Source organism: Amycolatopsis sp. NPDC101161, from assembly GCF_044768185.1.
Lineage (GTDB): Bacteria > Actinomycetota > Actinomycetes > Mycobacteriales > Pseudonocardiaceae > Amycolatopsis.
Genome location: NZ_JBIWPI010000002.1, coordinates 2,014,473 through 2,039,596, shown reverse-complemented (window position 1 = coordinate 2,039,596; position 25,124 = coordinate 2,014,473). Strand labels below are relative to the sequence as shown.

Annotated in this window: 25 protein-coding genes; 16 read left to right on the top strand and 9 right to left on the bottom strand. The window is 70.2% G+C overall.

The annotated features are described in order from the left end of the window. Positions 1 to 75: 75 nt before the first annotated feature. The 11 genes from ACIRSS_RS21120 (at position 76) to ACIRSS_RS21070 (ending at position 11,879) form a co-directional block, all read left to right on the top strand. Entirely contained in the window at positions 76 to 1,584 is a 1,509-nt protein-coding gene (locus ACIRSS_RS21120; RefSeq protein ID WP_400897598.1) for a dynamin family protein, read from the top strand. Positions 1,585 to 1,643: 59 nt separating this feature from the next. Then, complete coding sequence (locus tag ACIRSS_RS21115) at positions 1,644 to 2,291, top strand: hypothetical protein (RefSeq protein WP_400897183.1); 648 nt, start codon at positions 1,644 to 1,646, stop codon at positions 2,289 to 2,291. A 46-nt stretch (positions 2,292 to 2,337) separates the two neighbouring features. Then, the gene (locus tag ACIRSS_RS21110; protein WP_400897181.1) at positions 2,338 to 2,730 is read left to right on the top strand and encodes a nucleotide exchange factor GrpE; all 393 of its coding nucleotides are present in this window, start codon (positions 2,338 to 2,340) and stop codon (positions 2,728 to 2,730) included. Further along, complete coding sequence (locus ACIRSS_RS21105; RefSeq protein ID WP_400897179.1) at positions 2,727 to 4,565, top strand: dynamin family protein; 1,839 nt, start codon at positions 2,727 to 2,729, stop codon at positions 4,563 to 4,565. The genes ACIRSS_RS21110 and ACIRSS_RS21105 overlap by 4 nt, the downstream gene beginning before the upstream one ends. A 104-nt stretch (positions 4,566 to 4,669) precedes the next feature. After that, entirely contained in the window at positions 4,670 to 5,371 is a 702-nt protein-coding gene (locus ACIRSS_RS21100) for a hypothetical protein (protein ID WP_400897177.1), read from the top strand. Positions 5,372 to 5,720: 349 nt separating this feature from the next. Beyond that, positions 5,721 to 7,544, top strand: a complete 1,824-nt coding sequence (locus ACIRSS_RS21095) for a phosphoenolpyruvate carboxykinase (GTP) (protein ID WP_400897175.1) — start codon at positions 5,721 to 5,723, stop codon at positions 7,542 to 7,544. Positions 7,545 to 7,625: 81 nt separating this feature from the next. Next, positions 7,626 to 8,501 (top strand): TIGR03621 family F420-dependent LLM class oxidoreductase, encoded by an 876-nt coding sequence (locus tag ACIRSS_RS21090; RefSeq protein ID WP_400897173.1) that lies wholly within the window; start codon positions 7,626 to 7,628, stop codon positions 8,499 to 8,501. A gap of 14 nt (positions 8,502 to 8,515) precedes the next feature. Continuing rightward, on the top strand, positions 8,516 to 9,397 hold the full coding sequence (locus ACIRSS_RS21085) for an LLM class F420-dependent oxidoreductase (protein WP_400897171.1): 882 nt from the start codon (positions 8,516 to 8,518) through the stop codon (positions 9,395 to 9,397). After that, the gene (locus tag ACIRSS_RS21080) at positions 9,394 to 9,999 is read left to right on the top strand and encodes an ATP-binding cassette domain-containing protein (protein ID WP_400897169.1); all 606 of its coding nucleotides are present in this window, start codon (positions 9,394 to 9,396) and stop codon (positions 9,997 to 9,999) included. The genes ACIRSS_RS21085 and ACIRSS_RS21080 overlap by 4 nt, the downstream gene beginning before the upstream one ends. Then, on the top strand, positions 9,993 to 11,270 hold the full coding sequence (locus ACIRSS_RS21075) for a hypothetical protein (RefSeq protein WP_400897167.1): 1,278 nt from the start codon (positions 9,993 to 9,995) through the stop codon (positions 11,268 to 11,270). The genes ACIRSS_RS21080 and ACIRSS_RS21075 overlap by 7 nt, the downstream gene beginning before the upstream one ends. Positions 11,271 to 11,300: 30 nt before the next feature. Continuing rightward, complete coding sequence (locus ACIRSS_RS21070) at positions 11,301 to 11,879, top strand: EndoU domain-containing protein (protein WP_400897165.1); 579 nt, start codon at positions 11,301 to 11,303, stop codon at positions 11,877 to 11,879. On the opposite strand, the gene ACIRSS_RS21065 is transcribed toward ACIRSS_RS21070, so the two are convergent. From ACIRSS_RS21065 to ACIRSS_RS21055, 3 genes are all read right to left on the bottom strand, one after another. Next, positions 11,876 to 12,691 carry a GNAT family N-acetyltransferase gene (locus ACIRSS_RS21065; RefSeq protein ID WP_400897163.1) on the bottom strand — a complete coding sequence of 272 codons (816 nt, stop codon included), beginning with the start codon at positions 12,689 to 12,691 and terminating at the stop codon, positions 11,876 to 11,878. The genes ACIRSS_RS21070 and ACIRSS_RS21065 overlap by 4 nt on opposite strands. A gap of 9 nt (positions 12,692 to 12,700) precedes the next feature. Next, complete coding sequence (locus ACIRSS_RS21060; RefSeq protein ID WP_400897161.1) at positions 12,701 to 12,973, bottom strand: helix-turn-helix domain-containing protein; 273 nt, start codon at positions 12,971 to 12,973, stop codon at positions 12,701 to 12,703. 113 nt (positions 12,974 to 13,086) lie between these two features. Continuing rightward, a complete protein-coding gene (locus ACIRSS_RS21055; RefSeq protein WP_400897159.1) occupies positions 13,087 to 14,706 on the bottom strand; it encodes an alpha/beta hydrolase in 1,620 nt (539 codons plus the stop codon). Positions 14,707 to 14,894: 188 nt separating this feature from the next. Between ACIRSS_RS21055 and ACIRSS_RS21050 the strand changes: the two genes are divergently transcribed. Together ACIRSS_RS21050 and mctP are read left to right on the top strand one after the other, a co-directional pair. Then, the gene (locus ACIRSS_RS21050; RefSeq protein ID WP_400897157.1) at positions 14,895 to 15,173 is read left to right on the top strand and encodes a DUF3311 domain-containing protein; all 279 of its coding nucleotides are present in this window, start codon (positions 14,895 to 14,897) and stop codon (positions 15,171 to 15,173) included. Continuing rightward, positions 15,170 to 16,825: a monocarboxylate uptake permease MctP gene (gene mctP / locus ACIRSS_RS21045; RefSeq protein ID WP_400897156.1), complete on the top strand. Its 1,656-nt coding sequence runs from the start codon at positions 15,170 to 15,172 to the stop codon at positions 16,823 to 16,825. Before ACIRSS_RS21050 ends, mctP begins: the two co-directional genes overlap by 4 nt. Here the strand turns inward: mctP and ACIRSS_RS21040 are convergent. After that, positions 16,822 to 17,415: a hypothetical protein gene (locus ACIRSS_RS21040; RefSeq protein WP_400897154.1), complete on the bottom strand. Its 594-nt coding sequence runs from the start codon at positions 17,413 to 17,415 to the stop codon at positions 16,822 to 16,824. The two genes, mctP and ACIRSS_RS21040, sit on opposite strands and share 4 nt — an antisense overlap. Positions 17,416 to 17,447: 32 nt before the next feature. Here ACIRSS_RS21040 and ACIRSS_RS21035 point away from each other — a divergent pair, with 32 nt between their 5' ends. Beyond that, entirely contained in the window at positions 17,448 to 18,023 is a 576-nt protein-coding gene (locus tag ACIRSS_RS21035; RefSeq protein WP_400897152.1) for a peroxidase-related enzyme, read from the top strand. On the opposite strand, the gene ACIRSS_RS21030 is transcribed toward ACIRSS_RS21035, so the two are convergent. From ACIRSS_RS21030 to ACIRSS_RS21015, 4 genes are all read right to left on the bottom strand, one after another. Continuing rightward, positions 17,996 to 18,949 carry a GNAT family N-acetyltransferase gene (locus ACIRSS_RS21030; protein ID WP_400897150.1) on the bottom strand — a complete coding sequence of 318 codons (954 nt, stop codon included), beginning with the start codon at positions 18,947 to 18,949 and terminating at the stop codon, positions 17,996 to 17,998. The two genes, ACIRSS_RS21035 and ACIRSS_RS21030, sit on opposite strands and share 28 nt — an antisense overlap. Before the next feature lie 226 nt (positions 18,950 to 19,175). Beyond that, complete coding sequence (locus ACIRSS_RS21025; RefSeq protein ID WP_400897613.1) at positions 19,176 to 19,337, bottom strand: hypothetical protein; 162 nt, start codon at positions 19,335 to 19,337, stop codon at positions 19,176 to 19,178. Between the two features lie 223 nt (positions 19,338 to 19,560). Continuing rightward, positions 19,561 to 20,751, bottom strand: a complete 1,191-nt coding sequence (locus ACIRSS_RS21020; RefSeq protein WP_400897148.1) for an AAA family ATPase — start codon at positions 20,749 to 20,751, stop codon at positions 19,561 to 19,563. Between the two features lie 154 nt (positions 20,752 to 20,905). Next, positions 20,906 to 21,640, bottom strand: coding sequence for a MerR family transcriptional regulator (locus ACIRSS_RS21015; RefSeq protein ID WP_400897146.1), 735 nt, complete (start codon positions 21,638 to 21,640; stop codon positions 20,906 to 20,908). A gap of 178 nt (positions 21,641 to 21,818) precedes the next feature. Between ACIRSS_RS21015 and ACIRSS_RS21010 the strand changes: the two genes are divergently transcribed. Beyond that, entirely contained in the window at positions 21,819 to 22,358 is a 540-nt protein-coding gene (locus ACIRSS_RS21010; RefSeq protein ID WP_400897144.1) for a DoxX family membrane protein, read from the top strand. 48 nt (positions 22,359 to 22,406) lie between these two features. Here ACIRSS_RS21010 and ACIRSS_RS21005 read toward each other — a convergent pair whose 3' ends face one another. Then, positions 22,407 to 23,696: an acetyl-CoA C-acetyltransferase gene (locus ACIRSS_RS21005; RefSeq protein ID WP_400897142.1), complete on the bottom strand. Its 1,290-nt coding sequence runs from the start codon at positions 23,694 to 23,696 to the stop codon at positions 22,407 to 22,409. 92 nt (positions 23,697 to 23,788) lie between these two features. Here ACIRSS_RS21005 and ACIRSS_RS21000 point away from each other — a divergent pair, with 92 nt between their 5' ends. Next, positions 23,789 to 25,123 (top strand): 3-oxoacyl-ACP reductase, encoded by a 1,335-nt coding sequence (locus ACIRSS_RS21000; RefSeq protein ID WP_400897140.1) that lies wholly within the window; start codon positions 23,789 to 23,791, stop codon positions 25,121 to 25,123. The last annotated feature ends 1 nt before the right edge of the window (position 25,124 follow it).

Below are 25,124 nucleotides of genomic sequence, written 5' to 3'. Positions count from 1 at the left end.
GGTTGTCCGTACGACCGGGGAGGGCTGGGGGCCGTGACGTCACCGGAGCAGGGCCGGCTCGCGGGACCGCTGTCGATGTCGGTGGCCAACCTGTGCCACCGCCTGCAGTCACAGGTCTCCGCGCGCACCGCGGCCGGCTTCGCCGAAGTGCTGCGCCGGCTCGGCGCGCCGCTGCAGGTGGCCGTCGCCGGGCGGATCAAGTCGGGCAAGTCGACGCTGGTCAACGCGCTGATCGGGCGCCGGGTCGCGCCGACGGACATCGGCGAGTGCACGCGGCTGGTGACCCGGTTCCAGTACGGCACGGTCGACCGCGTCGAGATCGTCTTCACCGACGGCCGCAAGCAGGTGCTCCCCTTCGCCGCCGACGGCATGATCCCGGCCGAGCTGGGCGTCGACATCGAGCAGGTGTCGCACATCGAGGCGTACCTGACCAACGCCGTCCTGCAGGGCATGACGGTGATCGACACCCCCGGCCTCGGCTCCCTCGACGCCGCTTCGGTGTCGCGGACCGAGCAGCTGCTGGGCGCCGCGAAGCACGCCAAGGACGACGAAGGCTCTGACGAGCTGGACGACACCTCTCGCAACGCCGTCGCCGGCGCCGAAGCCGTGCTCTACGTCGTGACCCAGGGCGTCCGCGCCGACGACCAGCAGGCCCTCGCCGCGTTCACCGCGGCCACCGCGAGCCGCGAGGCCGGCCCGGTCAACGCCATCGCCGTGCTGAACAAGGCCGACACGATCGCGCCGGAGTCGGTCGAGGGCTCCGGCGGCGACATCTGGAAGGCCGCGACGATCCTGTCGGAGAAGCAGGCGTCGACGCTGAAGCCGCGCGTGGCCGACGTGCTGCCGGTGATCGGGCTGATCGCCGAGTCCGCCGAGTCCGGCGGGTTCACCTCCGCCGACGCCGAGGCGCTGCGGCAGCTCGCCGACCTCGACGACGACGTCCTGCAGACCATGCTGATCTCGGCCGACATCTTCACGACCTGGGAGTGCGACGTCCCGTCGGGCACCCGGCTTCGGCTGCTGGAGAAGCTCGACCTGTTCGGCGTCTCCCACGCCGTCGAGGCCATCCGCAAGGAACCGGAGATCACGGCGGGCGCGCTGCGGCGCTCGCTGCTCGACGCGTCCGGCCTGGAAGCGGTGCGGCAGCGGCTGTCGATCGTCTTCGCCGCCCGTGCCGACGGCATCAAGGCGGCCGCGGCGCTCGCGTCGGTCACCGCGCTGGCGCACGCCTCCGGCGACCCCGGCGAACGCCAGCGCGTCCACGACGCCATCGAGGTCCTGCTCGCCAAGCCCGAGGCCCACCAGCTGCGGCTGCTCGAAGCGCTGACGCTGGTCGCCTCCGGCGCGGTCGACATGCCGGAGGACCTGTCCGAGGAGGTCCTGCGCGTCGGCAGCAACGCCGACATCGGCGCCCAGCTCGGCAAGCCCGGCGCACCCCGGCCGGAGCTCGCCGCTCACGCCCTCGAACGCGCGGGGTGGTGGCGCTCCTTCGCGTCCTTCGGCGCGACGCCGGCGCAGAGCCGCGTCGCGCACGTCGTGCACCGGGCGTACTTCTTGATCTGGCAACAAGTCCGCGAAGCCTGAGTTTGTTTCTGCTTGCCGACTTCGCCGGTCAGCGCCCGTTTCCCGCGTACTGTTGAGGCGTGCGCCTAGAAAACACGACATCGTGGCGAGCGGGCTGGAGCAGCGAGAACGAGATCGACGTCGCGCTGTACATCCGTGACGCCCTCGCGCTGTCCGTTTCCGAAGGACAGGTGCTGCCGCCCGTGGAGCCGCAGGTCCCGGTGCACGTCCCACGCGAGATCGACCGCGCGGCCGTCCAGGCGCAGTGGGCCGACTGGTGGGTCGACCTGCTCGCCTTCCTGCGCAACCGCGAAGACCCGGACCCGCGCAGCCCCCGCTCCCGCTACGGCCGGCCCGCGCTCGCGCAGGGCTCGGCGATGCGCCAGGCGCTCGAGTTCTTCGGCCCGGCCGCGGCCCGCCACTTCGCCAACGCGCGCGGGCCCGCCCTGCGCGGCGCGGGCGAGCCGTCCGGCAGCACGCCGTGGGCGCCCGGCTTCTACCGCCGCCAGATCGTGGCCGGCGAGCGGCTCGGCCAGCTCGTGCGCGAGGCCGAGGTCCGGCTGGGCCGGCGCGCGTACCCGTTCCGGCTGAACGTCATCGAGATCTCCGTCGCCGGCTCGATCTGGCTGCGCACGGCCGAGGACCAGCTGCTCGTCTCGTCCCGGCTCGCCGAGGACGGCCCCGGCCTCGAAGCCGTGCTCCGCGACGTGATCGACCAGCTCGTCTGACGGCGGCTTCCGCCCACGGTGGGGCCGCATCCGCCAAACTGTCCGCATGGCGTGGTTTCGCAAGGACGGAACCGGCGGCGGGTCCACCGCGTCGGACACCGATGTGCACCCCTTGCAGCAGCAGGTCGGGACCGACCTCGAGCGTGCGCTCGCCGATCGCCAGGCGCTGATCCAGATGTGCCTGTACGCCCTGGACCGCGCCCGCAGCGGCGGCGTCGTCGAACGCCTGGAAGAAGGCCTCGCCGCGATCGGGGTGCAAGCCCTGCGGCCCGACGGCGAGCGGTTCGATCCGGCCCGCCACGAGGCCGGTGGCGCGGTCCCGACCGACGACCCCGCGCTCGACGGCGTCGTCGCGGAAACCGAGGTCACCGGCTTCGCCGACCACGACCGGCTGCTGCGCGCCCCGATCGTCACCGTCTACGCGAAGAAGAACCCGTGAGCGCACCGACCGCGCCGAGCCTGCCCGCGCAGGTCCAGGCCGCCCGCGACCAGCTGCTGACCGTCGTCCGCGACGCCGACCCGGAGGCCGCCAAGTGGGTCGACCAGGTCCGGAGGGCCCGGCCGAAGAAGCCGTCCGTGGTGGTCGTCGGCGAGACGAACCGCGGGAAGAGCTCGCTGGTCAACGCGCTGCTCGCGATGCCGGGACTGTCCCCTGTGGACGCCGACGTCGCCACCGCCACCTACCTCGTGTTCGACCACGCCGACACGTGGGGCGCGCAGGCCTGCTACCCCGGCCAGCTGGCGTCGGTGCCGATCGACCTCGGCCAGCTGATCAACTGGGTGTCGGCCGCGCACGAGCTGCCGCCCGGCCAGATCCCGCCACGGTACGTCGAGGTCACCGGGCCGGTCCCGCTGCTGGAGCGGCTTTCGCTGGTCGACACGCCGGGGGTCGGCGGGCTCGACTCGCTGCACGGCGAGCTGGCCAAGGAAGCCGCCGCGGGCGCGACCGCGCTGCTGTTCGTCGTCGACGCCTCGGCGCCGTTCACCTCGACCGAGCTGCAGTTCCTGCGCGACGTCGGCGAGCGCGTCGAGACCGTGGTGTTCGCGCTGACCAAGGTGGACATGTTCCGCGGCTGGCGCGAGGTCATGGAGGCCGATCGGCAGCTGCTGCGCGAGCACGCGCCCCGCTTCGCCGACGCCGTCTTCCACCCGGTGTCGGCGCGGATGTTCGAGACGGCCTCGAAGGCGCCGAACGAGCAGATGGCCGCGATGCTGCGGGAGAAGTCCGGCGTCGCCGCGGTGCAGACGGCGCTGCAGGAGCTCCTCGTCGGCCGCTCGGCCATGCTCGGCGAGGCGAACACGCTGCGTGCGCTGTCCAGCGCGCTCGGCGAGCTGAAGGCGAAGCTGCAGGCCGAAAGCCGGGCGCTGTCCGCGGGCGAGGCCGAGGCCGAGCAGCTGCGCGAACGCCGGGACCAGCTGCAGGCCGAGCGCCGGACGTCGACCCGCGGCTGGCAGCTGAAGCTGCGCGGGGAGGTGCAGCGCACCCGCGTCGAGATCGGGCACGAGAGCGCCCGGCAGATGCGGGACGCGCAGACCCACTTCCGCCAGCTGATCGACGCGGCCAAGCGCGACGAGCTGGCCGCGCTGCCGCAGCAGGTCGACATCGCGTTGCAGACGACGTCGCAGCGCATTTCGATGTTGCTCTCGCAGCGCCTGAACCAGGTCACCAACGTCTCGCTGTCGGAGCTGTTCTCGCCCGAAGAGCTCGACGTCATCCGCGCGCAGTTCGCCCGGGCCGGCGGGCCGCCGGTGGTGCTGCGGCCGCCGGACAAGAAGCCGCCGACGGCCGAGGACAAGCTGCTCGTCTTCATGGGCATCTCGGGCGGCGTCGGCGCGGGCAAGGTGGCCGCGCTGCCGCTGGCCGGCGTCGCGATCCTCAACCCCGTCGTGCTGCCCGCGACGATCATCATCGGCCTCGGCGCCGGCTGGTGGATGGCCCGCACCCGCAAGCACGCGGCCGACAAGCAGCACATGAAGCAGTGGCTGGTCGAGGCCATCGCGGACGCCCGCTCGACGCTCGACCAGCTCGTCGCCGAGCAGCTCATCGAGGCCGAGCAGCAGCTGTCGATGGCCCTGGACGAGGCACTGGGCCGGCGCATCGACGCCATCGAGGCCGAGCTGAAGGAAGTCGACAAGACGATAAAGATGGGTGCGCAGGAGCGCGCCAAGAAGATCGCCATCGTGTCGAAGCGGCTCAAAGAGGTCTCCGAAGGCCGTGACCGCGCCGAAGCGTTCCTCACCCGGATCCGGGCACTGCGGGACAAGACGGCCTGACCACGCGCCCGGTTGTGGAGCGGAACCGAACGGGCCTACGGTGAGTCATACCCTCCGACAGCAGGTCAGAGACGGCGTTATCCGGTTCAAAGGGGGCAGTTCCCATGTGGGTCGACGAGAGCGGCGGCAGCGACACCGACGCGAGCGGTACGAACGCGATGACCGTCCACGTCGACGGCCAGGAGTACCAGGCCGAGGTCAACTACGACGCGAACGGCGACGGCGTCGACGACACCGCGATCATCGAGCACGACGACGGCACCGCCCAGGCCTTCATCGACACGAACCACGACGGTCAGGCCGACCAGTACGCCGTGCTGGACGACCACGGCAAGGTCGTCGAGCAGGCCGTCTACGACGAGGCCAGCGGCCAGTGGGTCGAGTCCTCCGGGGGCGGCCACGACGACTCCGGCACGAGTGGTCACGACGACAGCTCCGGCGGCCACATCCACGCGGACATGCCGGACGGCGAGGTCGACGCGGGGGCCGCGACCATCGACACCGACCACGACGGGCACAACGACACCGCCATCGTCGAGACGAAGAGCGGCGGCACGATCGCCTTCACCGACAAGGACGGCGACGGCGAAGCGGACATCGCCGTGCAGACCGAAGCGGACGGCACGACCACGACGTTCGAGCACACCGGCCACGGCCAGTGGACCGAGGTCTCCAGTGGACTGATGGACTCCGGCAGCGACGGCGACCCGGCGGGCGACGCCGAATGGGGCGGCGCCGGCACGCAGACGCTCGAGGGCGTCGCGCGCATCGACTCCGGTACGGGACAGTGGATTTCGCCGAACTGAACGTGACTCAGGTCATAGTTTGAAAGCCCGGGGCTCCGGCCTCGGGCTTTCTTCATGTCACAAATGAAAACGGCCAGGTCACGGGTGTGATCGCGCCCACCGGAAGATTTACGCCGAATACACCGATCAAGTGACTTCTGAATCGATTCCCTTATCGTTCTTGTGAGAGAACCTACACGCCAGCTCTCGGTTACCTGCCGGTCATGCGGCTACTCTCAGGGAATCCCAAATCACGCACACCGGTTCGCCAGCCGGTGCGCGAAGCCATTCGGTCGTCGGCAATGTGGCCCGCGCCGGAACAGCGTCGTTCCGGTGTGGGCTCTTTTGTCGTCGGAAGTCAGGAGTAGAGATGACCGCAGTCGCCATCCCCGGACTGGACACCGCGCCGACGACGCACACTGGCGTGCTGTCCTTCGTCCGGGAGGTCGCCGAGCTGACCACCCCGGACCGCGTGGTGTGGGTCGACGGGTCCGACGAAGAAGCCGCCCGGATCAACCAGGAGCTGGTCGAGGCCGGGACGTTCGTGCAGCTCAAGTCCAAGCCCAACTCCTTCTGGGCCACTTCCGACCCCAACGACGTCGCCCGCGTCGAGGACCGCACCTTCATCTGTTCGGAGCGCCCCGAGGACGCCGGCCCGACGAACAACTGGATGGACCCGGCCGAGATGAAGGCCACCATGACCGAGCTCTTCCGGGGCTCGATGCGCGGCCGCACGATGTACGTCATCCCCTTCTGCATGGGCCCGCTCGCTGACGAGAACCCCAAGCTGGGTATCGAAATCACCGATTTCGCCTACGTTGTCGCCTCGATGCGCGTGATGACGCGCGCCGGCAAGGCGGCCCTCGACAAGTTCGTCGCGCCGGATGGCACCGAGCGTGAATTCGTGCCCGCCCTCCACTCCGTGGGTGCGCCGCTCGAGCCGGGACAGCAGGACGTTTCCTGGCCCTGCAACGAAACGAAGTACATTTCGCACTTCCCCGAGGAGCGCGCGATCTGGAGCTACGGCTCGGGTTACGGCGGCAACTCCCTGCTGGGCAAGAAGTGCTACTCGCTGCGCATCGCTTCGGTGATGGCCCGCGACGAGGGCTGGCTCGCCGAGCACATGCTGATCCTCAAGCTGATCTCGCCCGAGGACAAGGTCCACTACGTCGCGGCCGCGTTCCCGAGCGCCTGCGGCAAGACCAACCTCGCCATGCTGCAGCCGACCATCCCGGGCTGGCGCGCCGAGACCCTGGGCGACGACATCGCCTGGATGCGCTTCGGCGAGGACGGCCGCCTGTACGCGGTCAACCCCGAGTTCGGCTTCTTCGGCGTCGCGCCGGGCACCGACTGGCACACCAACCCGAACGCCATGCGCACGATCGAGAAGGGCAACACGGTCTTCACGAACGTCGCCCTGACCGACGACGGCGACATCTGGTGGGAGGGTATGGAGAACAAGCCCGAGCACGCCACCTCGTGGAAGCACCAGGACTGGACGCCGGACTCCGGCGAGAAGGCCGCCCACCCGAACTCGCGCTACTGCACGCCGATGTCGCAGTGCCCGATCCTCGCGCCGGAGTGGGACGACCCGAAGGGCGTGCCGATCTCGGCGATCCTGTTCGGCGGCCGCCGCAAGACGACCGTCCCGCTGGTGAACGAGGCCCGCGACTGGCAGCACGGCGTCTTCATGGGCGCCACGATGTCGTCGGAGACCACCGCCGCGGCGGCCGGCGCGGTCGGCAACGTGCGCCGCGACCCGATGGCGATGCTGCCGTTCCTCGGCTACCACGCCGGTGACTACTTCAAGCACTGGCTGACGCTGGGCAAGAACGCCGACGCGAACAAGCTGCCGAAGATCTTCTACGTCAACTGGTTCCGCCGCGGCGACGACGGCCGCTTCCTGTGGCCGGGCTTCGGCGAGAACTCGCGGATCCTCAAGTGGGTCATCGAGCGCGTCGAGGGCAAGGGCAACGCCGTCGAGACGCCGGTCGGCTTCGTGCCGCGCGCCGAGGACCTCGACACCGAGGGCCTGACCGAGCCGATCGAGGACATCCAGGCCGCCCTGGACGTCAAGCCCGAGGAGTGGCGCGAGGAGCTGCCGCTGATCGAGGAGTGGTTCGAGAAGATCGGCGACCGGGTCCCGACGTCGCTGCGTGACGAGCTCGACGCGCTGGCCCAGCGCCTGAGCTGAGCTCTCTGAGACAGAAGGGGACGCCTCCCGGCCGCATCCGGGAGGCGTCCCCTTCTACCTTTCCGAGGTAGTTTCGCGACCATGAGACCGTTCCGGTTCGGCGTGGACTTGGTGGTGCCCGGCTCGCGGGCCGAGTGGGTGGAGAAGTGCCGGAAGGCCGAAGACCTCGGCTACGACGTCGTCGGCGCGGCCGACCACGTCGGGATGGCGCCGCCGTTCCCGGCGCTCGTGCTGGCCGGCGAGGCGACCGAGCGGGTCCGGCTCAACACGTTCGTCATCAACGCCTGCTTCCACAACCCGGTGCTGCTCGCCCGGGACGTCACGGGTACCGACCAGTTCACCGACGGCCGCCTGGAGCTGGGCATCGGCGCGGGGTACGTCGAGGACGAGTTCCACGCGGCGGGCATCGAATGGGGCACGCCCGGGCAGCGGTTCGCCCGGCTCGAACGCGCGGTTCTGGAACTCAAACGGCTCTACGCGGACCCGTCGCACAAGCCGGAACCGGTGCAGAAGCCCGGGCCGCCGCTGCTGCTCGGCGGGCGCGGCGATCGCGTGCTCAAGCTGGCCGCCGAGCACGCCGACATCGTCGGGTTCACCGGCACCGCCGCGACCAAGACCGAAGGCCGGATGGCGCTGGCCGGCGCCGCCGAGCTCACCGAACGCGTCGAGTTCGCGCGCAAGGCGCTCGACGGCCGGGACGTCGAGCTGAACCTGCTGGTGCACGTCACGCGGATCACCGCCGACCGGCGCGGCACGCTCGAAGCCGTGCACCGGCGGGTGCCGGACCTCGAAGTCGATGAGCTGGGCGAACTCCCGACCGTCCTCGTGGGATCCGCCGAAGCCGTCGCCGACCAGCTGCTGCGCACCCGCGAGACCCTCGGGATCAGCTACTTCACGGTGATCGAAGACGACTTGCCCCGCCTGGCCCCGGTGGTCGAACGCCTCCGCGACCGGTGAGTATTTTGGGGATCATGACTGGGGAATTCCGCTTCGGTGTCAACATGGTCGTTCCGGACAGCCGCGCCGCGTGGGTCGAGAAGTGCCGCAAGGCCGAGGACCTCGGCTACGACGTGCTGTCCGTCGCCGACCACCTCGGCATGGCCACGCCGTTCCCGTCGCTGGTGCTCGCCGGCGAGGCCACTTCCCGCGTCAAGCTGAACACCTTCGTGCTCAACGCGCCCTTCTACAACCCCGTGCTGCTGGCGCGGGACGTCACGGGCACCGACCAGTTCACCGACGGCCGGCTGGAGCTGGGGCTCGGCGCCGGGTACGTCAAGGCGGAGTTCGAAGCGGCCGGGATGCCGTTCCCGTCCGCCGGCGAGCGCGTCGACCACCTCGAACGCACGATCCTCGAGCTGAAGCGGCTGTACGCCGACCCCGAGCACAAGCCGTCGCCCGTCCGTCCCGAAGGGCCGCCGCTGCTGCTCGGCGGACGCGGCGACCGGGTGCTCGGCCTGGCCGTCGAGCACGCCGACATCATCGGCTTCACCGGCACGGCGAAGACCCAGGACGGCGCGCCCATCGCCGCGGCCCCGCCCGAGGACGTCGACGAGCGGGTGGCGTTCGTCCGGGCGAAGCTCGGCGAGCGAGCGTCCGAAGTGGAGTTCAACCTGCTCTGCCAGTTCGTGAAGGTGACGAACGACCGCGCGGCCGGCTTGGCCGAGATCGAGCGGCTCGTCCCGGGCGGGATGACCGCCGAGCAGATCGGGGAGCTGCCGATCGCGCTCGTCGGCACGCCGGCCCAGATCGCCGACCAGATCCGCGGGCACCGGGAGCGGTGGGGGTTCACCTACTTCACCATCCTCGAGATGTTCCTCGACGAGTTCGCCCCGGTACTCGAGCACCTCCGATGATCGACGCGCGGGGCATCGGGGTCCGGGCCGGGGAACTGTGGCTGTTCGACGACCTGGACTTCTCCGTCGACCCCGGCGAGTGCGCCGCGATCGTCGGGCCGAACGGAGTCGGCAAGTCGACTTTGATGCGCTGCTTCTACGGCATGCAGAAGCCGCAGCGGGGCCGCGTGCTCATCGACGGCAAGGCGCCGGACGAGCGGGACGTCGAGTTCCGCCGCAAGGTGTCCGTCCTGTTCGACGACTCCGACTTCTTCGCCGAACTGACGCCGGTGCAGCACCTCGAACTGCTGTCCGGCTCGTTCGGCGCCGACCTCGGCGACCACGAGGAACTGCTGCGCGATGCGGGCCTGGGCGACCGCATGCGCGTCACGTCCGGGCACTTCTCGGCGGGGCAGCGGCGGCGCTTGCTCCTGCTCGGCGTCACCGCGCGGCCGCACAAGCTCCTGCTGCTCGACGAGCCGGAACGCGCGTTGGACGTCGAGGGCAAGGAATGGCTGGTCGAGCTGATCGCCCGGTCGACGGCGGCCGGCGCGGCGGTGGTGGTGGCCACGCACCACCCGCCGCTGCTCGAAGCCGCGGACAGCACGCTCGAACTGTGGTGACCCTGACGCCTCGCCGGATGCGGATCCCGGGCCGCAAGCGGTTCGGCGGGATCTTCAGCGGCGACACGGCCTCCTTCGTCTTCCTGTTCGGCTTCGGGTTCCTGTTCACGGCGTTCTTCCACGTCGACGGCTGGCGCCAGGCCGTCTACGGCTCGGCCCACGTCGACTTCCCGGCCGTGCTCGGCCTGCTCACGCTCTGCTGCGCGGTGGGCTGGCGCGGCCTGCTGCGTCGCGGCTTCGCGTGGGTCGAACCGGCCGAGCTGACCTGGCTCGACTTCGCGCCGGTGGACCGCGGCCGCGTCGTCACGCTGCGGCTGCTCGGCGCCTGGACCGGCGTCGTGGCGGTGACCGGCTACCTGGCCGCGCTGATGCTCGCCGTCGGCGGCGCGGGGCTGGACGAGTGGCGCGCGGGCATCGCCGTCGTGGCCGCGACCGCCGTCGTCGCGTTCGCTTCCGCGCGGCGGACGTCCTTGCGGTTCGACGCGTTCGGCCCGCTGGTGCTGGCCGTCCTCGGCCTGGCGATCGCCGCTTTCGGCCTCGGCCCGCTGACCGTCGAGCTCATCGCCGCGGGCGTGCTGGTCGCCGCCCTGCCGCTGGCCTTCGGCGGCGAACCGGTCTCGCGCGCGGGCCGGTCCGCGCTGCTCGCCGGCTGGGACGGCCGGGTGCTGCGCTCGGTCGCCGTCACCTTCCTCGACCCGATGATGCTGCTCCCGCCGTCGGCGCCGATCGGGCTTTCGGTCCGGCCGCCGACCCCGCTGCGGCTGGCGGTGGCGGGCACGCTCGGCCGGTCCCGGTACGCGGGGGCTGCGGTGCTGGTCGGCTTCGCGGTCGTCGTCGCGCACATCGCGTTGCCGACCCTGCCGGGCGCGGTCCTGGCCGGCCTCGGCGCGTACGTCGCGCTGACGCCGTTCGGCGCCGGGCTCGGCGAGCTGTGGCGCAACCCGGGCCGCCGCCGCTGGCTCGGTTCGCCGAACCGCGACCTGGTCGTCGCGCACGGCGTGGTGCTCGCCGGCACCGGTTTGCTCTGGACGGGCGTGCTCGCCGTGGTCACCCTCGCGGGTGGGACGTCGTTCGGCCTGGGCACCTGGCTCGCGGTGCCGCTGGCGGTGCTCTCGATCCTGCGCACGGTCACGCGGACCGCCGTTGACTACGCGAATCCGGGTTTCGTGGACACCCCGGTCGGGCCGATGCCCGCCAACCTGACCCGGCAGCTGTTCCGCGGTCCCGACCTGCTCGTCCTCGGCATCGTGGTGCTGTCTGCCGCCGTTTGACCTACGCTCGTTGCGTCGAAGGGAGCAGCGGTGGGCGGCGGACACGCACCGGGCGTCGGGCGGCGGGCGACCAGCGAGTTCCCGCCCGGCTGGAGCGACGAGCACATCATCTCGGTGGTCAAGGACGTCGCGAACGACCCCAGCGAGGCCCGGCGGCGGCAGCCGAACGGCCGCTGGCGCTGCGCGGGCGAGCGGTACAACGTGCACCTGATCGTGCTGGTCGAGGAGAACGGCCACGTCCACACGGCGTACCCGGTGGCGGGCCCCGGCGTGGTTCGCAACCCGGACGCGGCCCGCGACCCGGCGAACCCGACGGTCGCCGACCTCAAGGAGAACCGGATCAGCTTCTTCGGCGACAGCGTCCTGACGCACCTGGCCGACCGCCTGTCCCCCGAGGACTACACCCACTACCGGACGCTGCTGTGGTCCGGCGAGTGGGAAGAACTGGCCGACGTCCTGGCCGCGCACGCGGTCAAAGTCGGCTTCGGCTTCTCGACCGACGAGTTCTCCGACTTCGAGCGGCTGCTGAACAGCTACGACCTGCCGGTCCCGGCGTGCGCGTTCCTCAACGACCGCGAGCACATCCTGAACCAGCTCCGCCCGGTCTAGCGGAAGTCGTACCCGGTGAACGCGGCGATCGGGACGTACCCGAGGCGCCGGTACAGGGCGTTGCTGGTGACGTTGGCGGGATCGGTGTAGAGGACGACGTCCGTCGCGCCCGCCGCCAACGCGGCCCGGCTCACGGCGAACGTCACGGCGCCCGCGTAGCCCCGCTCGCGGAACCGGGCCGGGGTGTAGACGGGGTCGACCCGGACCATGCCGGCCACCATCGACGTCGAACCCGCCATGGCGACGAGTGAGCCGGCCTCCCAGAACGTGAACCGCTTGTCGGCGAAGTTCGAGGCGGCCCAGGACGACTCGTCGGCGAAGGGCGCCTGCCCGACCGCCGTGGCGAACTCGCTGCACCAGCGGATGACTTCGGCGCGGTCCGGCGCGTCCACCGCGTGGCCGTCGGGCATCGGCTCCGGCGGAACGAGCGTGCCGAGCCGGTGGAGCCGGACCCGCACGCCGGGCACCGCCTCCGCGTCGGTGTGCCGTCGCCACGCCTCGGCGAACGCGGCGGCGCAGTCGTCTTCCGCGGTCACGCCGCACAACGGGTGGCCGGCCAGTTTCGCGGCAAGGGCGTCGGCCTGCTCGGGTTCGACCGCGGTGAGGAGCAGGCGTTGCGACGGGCGGACGTAAAAGATCGCCTCGACCTCGCCGCCCTGCTCCAGCCGGCCGAAGAGCGTCCCCTTTTCCTGCTGCTTGCGCAGCTTCTCGAGCCGGGTCAGCTGCGAGGTGTGCAGCGCGGGCCGCGAGCGCAGGAAGTCGTCGGTCCGGGCGAGGAAGTCGTCGATGTCCTCGGTGAGGTGCCAGGTCATATCCGGGGATCAGCTCGCCTGGGAAAGCGGTGGTGACGCCGTGGCCGCGACCGCCGCGCGCAGCTCGTCCAGCGGCAGGCCCACGGCGTCCGCGATGGCCGTGACCGTGAAGAACGCCGGGGTCGGGATCCGCCCGGTCTCGATCTTGCGGAGCGTCTCGACCGAAATCCCGGCCTCCGCGGCGACGTCGACCATGCTCCGGCCGGCCCGCGCCGCTCGCAGCGCTTGGCCGAGGCGTTCGCCCCGTTCGCGCTCTTCGTCCGTTAGCGGTACCCGCACCATGGCGCCAATACTAATACCAGAGTTGTCCACAGGTGGTGGACAACTCTGTGCACAGGTGTGGAAAAGGCCCCGCCGAACCGGAGTTCGGCGGGGCCCCACCACATCTAGTGCCTTCAGGCGCCCGCGGGCACCGGAAGTGGCATGCCGGGCAGGCTCTGGTCGTTCGGCACGACGCCGTCGACCAGGTAGGCCTCCACGACCTTGTCCACACCCGCGTTGCCGCCGGCGTAGATGCCGTGGTCACCCTCACCGGTGATCGTCAGCATCCGCGAGTTGTCGAACGCCTTGTGCGCGCGCCGCGCGCCCTCGATCGGCGTCGCCGGGTCGTGCTCCGACTCGACGATCAGCACCGGCGGGACGCCCTTGCCGTCGAGCACCGGCAGCGGGGCCGGCGGCTTCTTCCAGAACAGGCACGGCTGGATGAACCAGCCCGCGCCGAGCAGGGGCAGCTGCTGGTCGATCAGCTTCTGCGACTGCTTGATGGCGCTCTGGGTCGAGCCGGTCCACGGACCCTCGTTGCACGGGATCGTCCAGAACGAGGCGTCGTAGGCGTCGCCGTCGGTCGGGACCATCAGCGGCTGCGCGCCGGAGGTCTCGGTGCTCTTGTCGGCGGCCTTGACCTTCTGCGCGGCCGACGTCTTGGCCTGCGCGGACGCGGTGCCCTGGGTCAGCGTGCGGACGCTGACCAGGTAGTCGGCCAGGCCCGGGAACGAACGCTTCGAGTAGATGCTCGACGCGATGAAGGAGTCCAGGCCGTTGGCCGAGACGGTCGAGCCGTCGGGCAGGGTGACCGCGCCCTGGGTCAGGGCGTAGCGAACCTGCTCGTAGGTCTGGCGGGCGGCCTCGCCGGTGGTGCCGAAGTGGTAGAGCTTGTCGTACTTCGCCATCCACGGGAGGAAGTCCTGCCGCCAGCGGCGCTCGAAGCCGAGCGGCTGCCAGTCGAACGACTTCTGCCAGGTCGTCGTGAACTCCGTCGAGGAGTCGAGGACGAACCGGCCGGTGCGCGTCGGGTAGGCCTGCGCGTAGTGCGCGCCCATCCACGTGCCCGCCGAGTAGCCGACCCAGTTGATCTTGTCGCGGCCGAGCAGCACGCGCAGCAGGTCGATGTCCTTGACCGTCTGGTCGGTGTTGATCAGCGGGCCCAGCTCGCCGGACTTCTGCTGGCAGGACAGCGCCGCGTACTTCGTCGCCTGGAGGATCAGGTTCAGGTTCTGCTTGCTGCGGTCACGCGGGTCGAGGTCCGAGCCGGTGCCGATGGCGCCACCGCACGTGATGTTCGTGCTCTTGCCGGTGCCGCGCGGGTCGAACCCGACGATCTCCTGGTGCTCGCGCAGCTTGGGCTGGTTGCGCAGGCGGGCCGGGAAGTTGCGCCCGGGCGCCCCCGGGCCGCCCGGGTTGGTGACGACGCTGGCCGTCGCGTCCTTGGTCGCCTTCAGCCGGCTGACCGCGATGGTCAGGTCGATCTGGGCGTTCGCCTGGTACCAGTTGCGCGGCGTCTTGTAGGTCGCGCACTCCATGTCCTCGGCGCCCGCGGGCGGGGCCGTCGGCAGCTCGGCGGGGACGGCGCACTTGTGCCAGTCCAGCTTCTGGTTCGCGTACTGCGGCGGGATGTTCGTGGAGTTCAGCGGCTGCTTGCCGGCCGCGGCATCCTGGCCTGCGAACGCAGGGGTGAACCCGGCCAGCAGGGTGCCGGCGATGGCCGGGATCACCACCGCGTAGCGGAGTCGTGTCATACGGTTGCCCCTTATCGGGTTTTCGCGTGCGAGTCCGGCTATTCCTATAGGCCGGGTGGGGGCGGGGCAACCGACGTTGGTCGGCATCGCCGATCGCGGCGATCAAATCGATATCGGACAGACGTGACTCCCTGTCACCCAGGTTCTAAGGTCAGGCGGTCGGTTACGGGAGTGTTAGGTGAGGTCCGATGTCGACTGTGAAGCACGACGGGAAGGTGCGCGGGCTGCGGTTCAACCCGTGGAACCTGCTCCTGATCGTCCCGCTGCTGGTCCTGGTCACGCCACTGTTCAACATGGACGGTCCGCGGTTGTTCGGGATGCCGTTCTTCTACTGGTTCCAGTTCCTCATGGTGGCGGTCGGGGTGCTCAGCACTTGGATCGTCTACCTGATGACGCGGGAGAAGCCGACCGTTGACGCGCCGGACCGGCTGAGCGTCGAGGACCTGGATGAGGGGGAAGCTCGATGAGCAACCTGCAGTGGCCCGAGCTGATCATCTTCACGATCCTGTTCGCGCTGGTGACGGTCCTCGGCTTCATGGCGTCGCGCTGGCAGCGCGGCAGCACGCTGGACCACCTGGACGAATGGGGCCTCGGCGGCCGCAAGTTCGGCTCGTGGATCACCTGGTTCCTGCTCGGCGGTGACCTCTACACGGCGTACACGTTCGTCGCGGTGCCCGCGCTGGTGTTCAGCGCCGGCGCGCTCGGCCTCTACGCGCTGCCGTACACGATCGTCGTCTACCCGATCGTGTTGCTCCCGGCGCTGCGGATGTGGTCGGTCTCGCGGGTCCGCGGCTACGTGACTCCGGCCGACTTCGTGCGCGGCCGCTTCGGCTCGCCGATCCTCGCGCTGCTGGTGGCGATCACCGGCATCGTCGCGACCATGCCGTACATCGCGCTGCAGCTGGTCGGCCTCGAAGCCGTGCTGCGGACGATGGGCATCAACGGCTCCGGCATCGTCGGCCACCTGCCGCTGCTGGTCGCCTTCGTCATCCTGGCCTTCTACACCTACCAGTCCGGCCTGCGGGCGCCCGCGCTGATCGCGTTCGTCAAGGACATCCTGATCTACATCGTGATCCTGGTGGCGATCATCTACCTGCCCTCGAAGCTGGGCGGCTGGTCGCACATCTTCGACGCGGCGGCGAAGAAGCTCGGCACGCCGACCCCGGCCACCGGCAAGCCGGCCGGCTCGATCCTGCTGACCGCCAACAACCAGCTGCAGTACGCGACGCTGGCCTTGGGTTCGGCGCTCGCGCTGTTCCTGTACCCGCACTCGCTGACCAGCGTGCTGGCCTCGCGCGGCCGCAACGTGATCAAGCGGAACATGGTCGCGCTGCCGGCGTACTCGCTGGTGCTGGGCCTGCTGGCGCTGCTCGGGTACGTGGCGATCACCGCCGGCGTCAAGCCGCTGACGAACGCGGCGACCGGCAAGGCGGACGGAAACACGATCGTCCCGGTGCTGTTCGACAGCCAGTTCTCGTCGTGGTTCGCCGGCATCGCGTTTGCCGCGATCGGCATCGGCGCCCTGGTGCCCGCCGCGATCATGTCGATCGCCGCGGCCAACCTGTGGACCCGCAACATCTACAAGGAGTACATCCGCAAGAACGCGACACCGCAGGAAGAAGCGAAGCAGGCGAAGCTCGCTTCGCTGGTCGTGAAGCTCGGCGCGGTGGCCGTGATCATCCTGATCGATCCGCAGTTCTCGATCGACCTCCAGCTCATCGGCGGCGTCCTGATCCTCCAGACGCTGCCGGCGGTCGCGCTGGCGCTGTACACGCGCTGGTTCCACCGCTGGGGCCTGATCGCGGGCTGGGTCGTCGGCATCGGCTGGGGCCTGATCATGCTGTACGGCATCCCCAACCCGGCCAACGGCAAGCAGCACTTCGGCGGTTCGGCCCTGGCGCTGGGCAACATGTCGATCTTCGGCTGGCACCCGTTCGCGGGCTCGGCGGTCCAGATCTACGTCGGCTTCGTGGCGCTGGTCGCCAACCTGGTGGTCACGGTGATCGTCACGGTGATCGCCCGCCAGATGAAGGTGTTCAACGGCACGGACGACACCAACGCCGAGGACTACCACGCCGACGAGAACGACAAGGACCTCCGCCCGATCGGCGTCCACTAAGGACGGATGGCCGCTCGGGAGACGAGGTAGAGCACCAGGCCGTTGAGCAGGTGCCAGAGGAAGTGCGTGCCGACCGGGACGTAGTCGCACACGTCCCGGTCGAGCGTGCGCAGGGACAGGGAAAGCGCGAACACCGCGCCGGCGACGGCGAAGCGCGTCCAGGCGGTGTCACGCTGGATGGCGAACACCGCGGCGAAGGCGAACAGCCCGATCAGCGGCGCGAGGTAAAGCCCGCCGCCCAGCAACGCGGTGACCACGGTGAGCGCGAGAAACCCCGGCACGGCAACCCAAGCCCACCGCCGGCTCCAGTACCTCCGTACGAACACCACGGCGTACACCAGCACGAAGACGAGGATGGCCAGCGAGTCCGCGGCGCCCGCCCAGCGCGTCGCCAGCAGGTGGAAGACGCTGCTGGCGACGAAAACCAGCCCGATCAGCACGGCGAGCAGCCGGCCGGTCCGGTTCCCCGCGGCCAGCCGCCACACGAGAACGGCGGCCACGAGGAAGGCGAGGTTGCTGAGATCGTTGAGCGGCTCACCCCAGAGCCCGGGCCCGACGCGTTCGCAGTACCCGTCGACGTAGTCCGTCACGAACACAGCCAACCACGGCTAGCGTGAAGCCCATGAGCGACGCGGTGAGCCGGTTCCCGGTGACGGAACTCGAAGACCTGCCCTACGACCTGCGCGAGCGCGTCGGCGCGATCGCCGAGAAGTCCGGGTTCGTCCCGAACATCTTCCGCGCCCTCGGCCACCGGCCCGCCGAGCTGCGCGCCTTCCTCGACTACCACGACGCCCTGATGGAACGCCCCGACGGACTGACCAAGGCCGAGCGCGAGCTGGTCGTCGTCGCCACGTCCGGCGCGAACCACTGCACCTACTGCGTCGTCGCGCACGGGGCCATCCTGCGCATCCGCGCCAAGGACCCCGAGCTGGCCGACCGCGTGTCGAGCAACCCGTGGCAGGTGGAGCTCGACGAGCGCGGCCGCGCGATCGTCGACCTCGCGCTCGCCCTGGCCCAGGACTCGGCGTTGTTCGGCGAAGGCGACCTCGAAGCCGCGCGCGACGCCGGCCTCACCGACGACGAGATCTGGGACGTCGGCGCGATCACGGCGTTGTTCGCGATGTCGAACCGCCTCGCCCACCTGACCGCGCTGCGCCCGAACCCGGAGTTCTACCTGCTCGGCCGCGTGCCGCGGTAGAACTCCAAGCGCCAGGTCTCGTCGGTCAGCTTCGGGCCCCAGTCGTCGAAGTCCTCTTCGCGGACGAGCTCGAAGCCGGCCGCGCGGTAGATCGAGCGCGCGGCGGTCAAGATCGAGACCGTCGACAGCTCCATCGCCCGGTAGCCGTGCGCGCGGGCGAACTCGACGCATTCGGTGACCAGCCGCTTGCCGACACCGTGGCCCCGGGCCGACGGCTCGAGCAGCAGCAGCCGCAGCTTCGCGGTGTCCTCGTCCGGGCCGCGGGTGCACGCGATGCTGCCGACGCGTTCTTCGTCGAGCTCGGCGATCCAGAACGCCTGCCGCGGATCTTCGTGGCTCTCGGTGAAGTCGGCGACGATCCGGGCGACCAGTCCCTCGAACCGGGCGCCGAAGCCGTACTCGCGGCCGTAGAGCGCGCCGTGGCGTTCCACCACCCAGCCGAGGTCACCCGGTCGTGGCGGCCGCAGCACGAGCGCCGGGTCGCGACGGCGGTCGCCGACCAGGTCGCCGATCGTGCGCATCGCCGTCAGCAGCCGCTGCTGGTCTTCGTCGGCGAACCGGCGCAGCAGCCCGCCGATCTGTTCGGTGGACCGGGCGTTCAGGACGGCGAACGCGTCCCGGCCCGCGGCCGTCGGGCGCACGAGCTGGCGCCGGGCATCTTCCTCGGACCGTTCGCGCGCGATCAGCCCGCGCGATTCGAGCCGGGCGAGCAGCCTGCTGGCGTACCCGGCGTCGAGGTCGAGGCGTTTGCGCAGCTCGGTGACCGGCAGCGGGTCCTGGTGCGCGAGCTCGAAGAGCACGCGGGCTTCCGGCAGCGAGTACTCGGCGTCGGCCGGTCCTTCGTCGAGCACCCCGATGACCCCGGTGTAGAGCCGGTTGAAAGCCCGGACCGCGGCCACGCGGCCGGCCAGCTGCACGTCGTTCATTGACCACCTCAACAAGTTCGTTGACGAAGTCAAAGATTACTCGACAGGTCGGCCCGTGCAAGGGATTTACCGGGGACATGGGAAACCCCGCGATGCTGCCAGGTCGGGGGTCCGCCAGCATCACGGGGTCGTAGGGGGTATCGACAGCACTTTGGGTGTCGTTACACGTTCAGCACTTTGTGGCATAGGTCACTCGAATGGGTGACTGCCACGGGTGAAACAGGGGTCAGCGCATGTAGCCCGAGCGAGCCTGCGCGATCGCGATGAGTTCCTGACGGACCGTCGCGGTCGCGGCGGTGTCGATCGCCCGGTTCAGCGCCCGGCGAGTGCGAACCTCGGCGCGACGGGCACGGAGCTTGGCGGCGATGTTGTTCATCGTGTTCTGCATCCCCTTCGAGGGTCTTGGTGGCTTGTGCCTCTAGTATGCACCTTTTTTCACAAGGAATCCAACGAATGTCCGGTGACTTGGCGCACTCGCCGATGAATCATCGGCAAACTTGGGTATGGGCCGGAGAGATCGGGGGTGGCGGCGGTCACGGCGACGCAACCCGCTACATGCTTCTAAGGCTCTCTAGCGCAGGAGCTAGAAAGCCTTAGGAACGTGGATAGGGTCAGTCGCGGCCGAGCAGGTAGTGGCCGAAGTGCGGCACGGTGAAGGCGATCTGGCCCCGCTCGGCGGAGTAGACCAGGCCCTTCTTCATCAGGCTGTCGCGCGCCGGCGACAGCGAAGACGGCTTCCGCCCGAGGAACACGGCGACGTCGGCGGTGCCGGCCGGCTCGTCGCGGCCCTGGGTCAGCGACGCCATCGCCTGCAGGTACTCGCGCTCGGCCGGCGTCGCGCGGTCGTAGCGCGAGCCGAAGAAGCCGACGGCCAGCTCGGACTCGGCTTCGGGCGCGGCGACCTGGACGTCCTTGACGGTGATCGGGTCGGACGGCGCCGCGTCCCAGGCCGCCTTGCCGTAGGCCTGGATGAAGTACGGGTAGCCGCCGGACGCGTCGAAGAGCGCGTCGAGGGCTTCCGGCTCGATGCCGGCGTCCTCGCGCTCGATCGGCGCCATCACGGCGTAGTCGGCGTCCGCGCGGTCGAGCCGGTCGATCCGCGCGTACCGGAAGAGCCGTTCGGAATACGACTTCGACGCCGAGAGCACGGCGGGCACGTGCGGCAGCCCGGCCCCGACGACGACGAGCGGCGCCCCGGACTGCGAGAGCTCGTGACAGGCGGCGCACAGCGCGGAGACGTCGTCGGGCTGCAGGTCCTGGATCTCGTCGATGAGCAGCGCGACGCCGGTCCCGACGTCCGCGGCCAGCTCGGCGACGTCGGTGAAGAGCTCGACGAGGTCGATCTCGATGTCCCCGGAGTCGGCCCGCCCCTGCGCGGCGGGCACGTCGATGCCCGGCTGCCAGCGGTCACGCAGCTTGGCGTCGGCCTTGTTGGCCCGCAAGGCGAAGGCTTTGAGCACGCCGAGCACCTCTTCGACGCGGTCCGGAGCGCGGTGCCGCACGGCGAGGTCCCGGATGGCCCGGTGCAGCGCGGCCGACAGCGGCCGCCGCAGCTCGGCGTCCGGCCGGGCTTCGATCTTCCCGGCCCCCCACTTGTGCCGCACGGCCATCGCCCGCAGCTCCCCGAGGAGGACGGTCTTCCCGACGCCCCGCAGCCCGGTGAGGACGAGACTGCGTTCGGGTCTCCCCCGCGCAACCCGTTCGAGCACGACCTCGAAGGCCTTGAGCTCACGCTCGCGCCCGGCCAGCTCAGGCGGCCGCTGCCCGGCGCCCGGCGCGAAGGGGTTGCGGATGGGGTCCACTCTGCCAAGTTATCGACGTATCTAGCGCGAGCCCGATATTCCGCCATAGACAGCTAGGGCGTGTCGCCGGAGTTCGACCGGATGGCCGTACATAGAGACGAACAGGTCTGCAGCCCTGCTCGTCCCTACCCCCAGCGCGCACTACGACGTAGCACTACTCGCCGAGGTTCCGTTCCGCGTAGATCTTCATCGCGTCGCGGACGAATTCCGCTCCGCCGCCTTCGAACCCGTAACGCGGGTCGTCGACGTACAGCTGCCCGAGCCCCGCGAAGTACCCCGCGGACACCGACGAAACCGCCGGCCGGAGCCACTCGTGCAGCCGCCGCGCGATCGCCTGGACCTCGTCCGAATCCGGCGTCGCGCCCGAAGCGTGAGCCGCGCCGAACGCCGCCGCGATGTCCACCTGCTCCTGCTGGTGGGCCTTCTTCTCGTCGGCCGACAACGAACTCCACCACTGGTCACCGCGCCGGTACGCGTCCGCGCCCCAGCGGCGCGTGACCTCTTCCTCGTACTGCGTGTGGTCGAAGCCGTCGAAAACTTCTTCTGCCATCAGTCGTTCACCTCCCTTCAGTTTCCGCAAAGTGGTCCGGACCGACTCGATCTGCCGGCCGATCCGCCGCCGCTCCTGTTCGAGCAGCTCCAGGTGCGTCTCGAGCGCCGCGGCGCTGTCGCGGTGCCCGTCGAGGACCTCCGCGATCGCCGGGAGCCCGAGGCCCAGTTCGCGCAGCAGCAGGATCCGCTGCAGCCGGACGAGCGCCTGCTCGTCGTAGTAGCGGTAGCCGTTGCCACCGACGCGGCTGGGCTCGAGCAAGCCGACCGCGCCGTAGTGGCGCAGCGTCCGGCTCGTCGTCCCCGCCGAGCGGGCGAGGTCCTGGATCGACCACTCCATGCCGACGACGATAGAAGTTGACGCAGCGTCAAGGTCAACCGCTAAAGCTTTATAGCCCAATCTAGTAATGACACGATATTTCCGCAGAAACCCCGATGAGGATTCGACGGCGGGACGAGCGGGCACCCACGGAGTAGGTTCGACCAGGCAGTGGCCCGTACGAGGAAGGCAAACGACCGTGATACTCCGTCGAGTGGCACGTCCCCTGCTCGCCACGATCTTCGTGACGGGCGGAATCAATGCGCTGAGGCACGCCGAAGGGCACGCGAAGGCGGCGGAACCCTTCCTCAACAGCGCGTTCGAGAAGGTCGGCGACGTCGTGCCGGCGCAGGTCCCGCGCGATCCGGTGACGCTCGTCCGCATCGACGCCGCCGTGAAGATCGGCGCCGGTCTCGCGCTCGCGGCCGGCAAGGCCCCGCGGCTCGCGGCCGGGCTGCTGCTCGGCAGTCTCGTGCCGACGACGCTCTCGACGCACAGCTTCTGGACCATCAAGGATCCGGGCGAGCGCCAGCAGCAGCAGATCCAGTTCTTCAAGAACGCGAGCTTGGCCGGTGGCCTCCTGCTCGCGGTCAGCGACACGCACGGCAAGCCGTCGGCGGCTTGGCGCGCGCGTCACGCCGCGAAGGACGTCAGCGCCGCGGCCGGGAAGCTGAGCCGCAAGGCCGAGAAGCGCGCGAACAAGCTCGCCAAGCGGGCTCAGAAGGCGCTCCCCAACTAGAACGCGAAAAGGGCCGCCCCCAGCGAGGGGCGGCCCTTTTTCGTCCGGTTACTTCTCCAGGATCGCGGTGACGCCCTGGCCGCCGGCCGCGCAGATCGAGATCAGGCCGCGGCCGGACCCCTTCTCGTGCAGCAGCTTCGCCAGCGTCGCGACGATCCGGCCGCCGGTCGCGGCGAACGGGTGCCCGGCCGCCAGCGACGAGCCGTTGACGTTCAGCTTCGCCCGGTCGATCGCGCCGAGCGGCTCGTCCAGGTCCAGCTTCTCCTTGGCGAACGCCGGGTCCTCCCACGCCTTGAGCGTGGCCAGCACCTGCGACGCGAACGCCTCGTGGATCTCGTAGAAGTCGAAGTCCTGCAGCGAGAGCCCGGCGCGGGCGAGCATCCGCGGCACGGCGTACGCGGGCGCCATCAGCAAGCCCTCTTCGCCGTGGACGTAGTCGACGGCCGCGGTCTGCGAGAACGTCAGGTACGCCAGCACCGGCAGCTTGTGCGCCTTCGCCCACTCGTCGGTGGCGAGCAGGACGGTCGACGCGCCGTCGGTCAGCGGCGTCGAGTTGCCCGCCGTCATCGTGCCGTCCGGGCCGCCGAACGCCGGCTTGAGCTTGGCGAGCTTCTCCGCGGTCGAGTCCGCGCGCAGGTTCTGGTCGCGCGCCAGCTTGAGGAACGGTGTCACGAGGTCGTCGAAGAACCCGCGGTCGTACGCGGCGGCGAGCTTCTGGTGGCTGCTCGCGGCCAGCTCGTCCTGCGCCTCGCGCGTGATCTCCCAGATCTTCGCGGTCAGCGCCGCGTGCTCGCCCATCGAGAGGCCGGTGCGCGGCTCCTCGTTGCGCGGGATCGCCGGGACGATGTGGCCCGGCCGGATCTTCGCGACGAGCATCAGGCGGTCGCCGAGCGTCTTCGCGGCGTTGAGCTGGATGAGGATCTGGCGCAGGTCTTCGTTGACGGCCAGCGGCGCGTCGCTCGTCGTGTCGACGCCGCCGGCGATGGCCGAGTCGATCTGGCCGAGCGCGATCTTGTTGGCGACGTTGACGATGGCCTGCAGGCCGGTGCCGCACGCCATCTGGACGTCGGCCGCGGGCGTCGCGGGCGAGAGCTTGCTGCCCAGCACGCTCTCGCGGGCCAGGTTGAAGTCCTTCGAGTGCTTGAGCACGGCGCCGGCCGCGACCTCGCCGATCACCTCGCCCTGCAGGGAGAAGCGGCTGACCAGACCGTCGAGCGCGGCGGTGAACATGTCCTGGTTCGACGCCTTCGCGTACGGCCCGTTGGACCGCGCGAAGGGGATCCGGTTGCCGCCGATGATCGCGACCTTGCGCACGGCGGGCGTTTTCCTGGGCGGCATGACTCCACCTCTCTGGTCGGCTCTCTCACACTGTAACCTACTCGGGAGTAGGTTAGACTGCGACGTGACGCAGACTGCACGGGAGGCAACCGATGGCTGACAGGTACCAGCAGTTCACGAAAACCCCGGTGGGGAAGTTCGTGGTGCCGAAGCTCGGCCTGCCCAACCCCGCCACGCTCCGCCGGTACAAGCCCGGGCAACCCGCCCTCGAGGGTCCCGCACTTCTCGGCGCCGCGCCTGGTGGCCGGCTCGAGAAGACCGTTCGCGACCAGCTCGCCGACGCGGGCATCGAGGTCGTCACCTCGGCGGTCGACCGGCACGCGGCGCTCGTCTTCGACGCCACCGGCGTCACCGACCCTGCGCGCCTGCGTGAGGTCTACGACTTCTTCCACCCGGTGATCCGCAGCGTCGGGCCGTCCGGCCGGGTCGTCATCCTGGGTACGCCGCCGGAGCAGGTCGAAGGCCGCGAGCGGATCGCGCAGCGCGCTCTCGAGGGCTTCGTGCGCTCCGTCGGCAAGGAGCTGAAGCGCGGCGCGACGGCTCAGCTCGTGTACGTCGCCGAAGGCGCCGAAGAGGCGACGGAGTCGACGCTGCGCTTCCTGCTCTCGGCGAAGTCGGCGTTCGTCGACGCGCAGGTCATCCGGATCGGCGCCGAGGGCAAGACGGCTTCGGCGCCGGCGAACTGGGAGAAGCCCCTCGACGGCAAGGTCGCGCTGGTCACGGGCGCGTCCCGCGGCATCGGCGCGGCGATCGCCGAGGTGCTGGCCCGCGACGGCGCGCACGTCGTCGCGCTCGACATCCCCGCCCAGGGCGGCGACCTGTCGAAGGTGGCCAACAAGATCGGCGGGTCGTCGCTGCAGCTCGACATCACTTCGCCGAGCGCGCCCGCGAAGCTCGCGGAGTACCTGAAGGAGCGTCACGGCGGCGTCGACGTCGTTGTCCACAACGCGGGCATTACCCGCGACAAGACGCTGGGCAACATGAGCGAGAGCGCGTGGGACTCGGTGATCGCCGTCAACCTCGCGTCGCAGCTCGCGGTGAACGACAAGCTGCTCGGCGACCACGTGCTGAACGAGAACGGCCGGATCATCGGTGTCTCGTCGATCGCGGGCATCGCCGGCAACGTCGGCCAGACGAACTACGCGACGTCCAAGGCGGGCGTGATCGGCATGGTGAACGTCGGCGCGCCGCAGCTCGCGGCGTACGGCGGCACGATCAACGCCGTCGCGCCAGGCTTCATCGAGACCAAGATGACGGCGGCGGTCCCGCTGTTCATCCGCGAGGCTGGCCGGCGGCTGTCGAGCCTCGGCCAGGGCGGGCTGCCGGTCGACGTCGCCGAGACGATCGCCTGGTACGCGAACCCGGCGTCGGCCGCGGTGAACGGCAACGTGGTCCGCGTCTGCGGCCAGGCCCTGCTGGGGGCCTGAC

Bases quoted from the DNA above. Each gene is read 5' to 3' on its own strand.
- ACIRSS_RS21055 (WP_400897159.1), bottom strand. From the start codon at position 14,706: ATGACACGACTCCGCTACGCGGTGGTGATCCCGGCCATCGCCGGCACC.
- ACIRSS_RS21000 (WP_400897140.1), top strand. From the start codon at position 23,789: ATGGCTGACAGGTACCAGCAGTTCACGAAAACCCCGGTGGGGAAGTTC.
- ACIRSS_RS21085 (WP_400897171.1), top strand. From the start codon at position 8,516: ATGACTGGGGAATTCCGCTTCGGTGTCAACATGGTCGTTCCGGACAGC.
- ACIRSS_RS21120 (WP_400897598.1), top strand. From the start codon at position 76: ATGTCGGTGGCCAACCTGTGCCACCGCCTGCAGTCACAGGTCTCCGCG.
- ACIRSS_RS21095 (WP_400897175.1), top strand. From the start codon at position 5,721: ATGACCGCAGTCGCCATCCCCGGACTGGACACCGCGCCGACGACGCAC.
- ACIRSS_RS21065 (WP_400897163.1), bottom strand. From the start codon at position 12,691: ATGACCTGGCACCTCACCGAGGACATCGACGACTTCCTCGCCCGGACC.
- ACIRSS_RS21030 (WP_400897150.1), bottom strand. From the start codon at position 18,949: ATGAACGACGTGCAGCTGGCCGGCCGCGTGGCCGCGGTCCGGGCTTTC.
- mctP (WP_400897156.1), top strand. From the start codon at position 15,170: ATGAGCAACCTGCAGTGGCCCGAGCTGATCATCTTCACGATCCTGTTC.
- ACIRSS_RS21005 (WP_400897142.1), bottom strand. From the start codon at position 23,696: ATGCCGCCCAGGAAAACGCCCGCCGTGCGCAAGGTCGCGATCATCGGC.
- ACIRSS_RS21090 (WP_400897173.1), top strand. From the start codon at position 7,626: ATGAGACCGTTCCGGTTCGGCGTGGACTTGGTGGTGCCCGGCTCGCGG.
- ACIRSS_RS21110 (WP_400897181.1), top strand. From the start codon at position 2,338: ATGGCGTGGTTTCGCAAGGACGGAACCGGCGGCGGGTCCACCGCGTCG.
- ACIRSS_RS21060 (WP_400897161.1), bottom strand. From the start codon at position 12,973: ATGGTGCGGGTACCGCTAACGGACGAAGAGCGCGAACGGGGCGAACGC.
- ACIRSS_RS21050 (WP_400897157.1), top strand. From the start codon at position 14,895: ATGTCGACTGTGAAGCACGACGGGAAGGTGCGCGGGCTGCGGTTCAAC.
- ACIRSS_RS21015 (WP_400897146.1), bottom strand. From the start codon at position 21,640: ATGGAGTGGTCGATCCAGGACCTCGCCCGCTCGGCGGGGACGACGAGC.
- ACIRSS_RS21080 (WP_400897169.1), top strand. From the start codon at position 9,394: ATGATCGACGCGCGGGGCATCGGGGTCCGGGCCGGGGAACTGTGGCTG.
- ACIRSS_RS21025 (WP_400897613.1), bottom strand. From the start codon at position 19,337: ATGCAGAACACGATGAACAACATCGCCGCCAAGCTCCGTGCCCGTCGC.
- ACIRSS_RS21035 (WP_400897152.1), top strand. From the start codon at position 17,448: ATGAGCGACGCGGTGAGCCGGTTCCCGGTGACGGAACTCGAAGACCTG.
- ACIRSS_RS21100 (WP_400897177.1), top strand. From the start codon at position 4,670: ATGTGGGTCGACGAGAGCGGCGGCAGCGACACCGACGCGAGCGGTACG.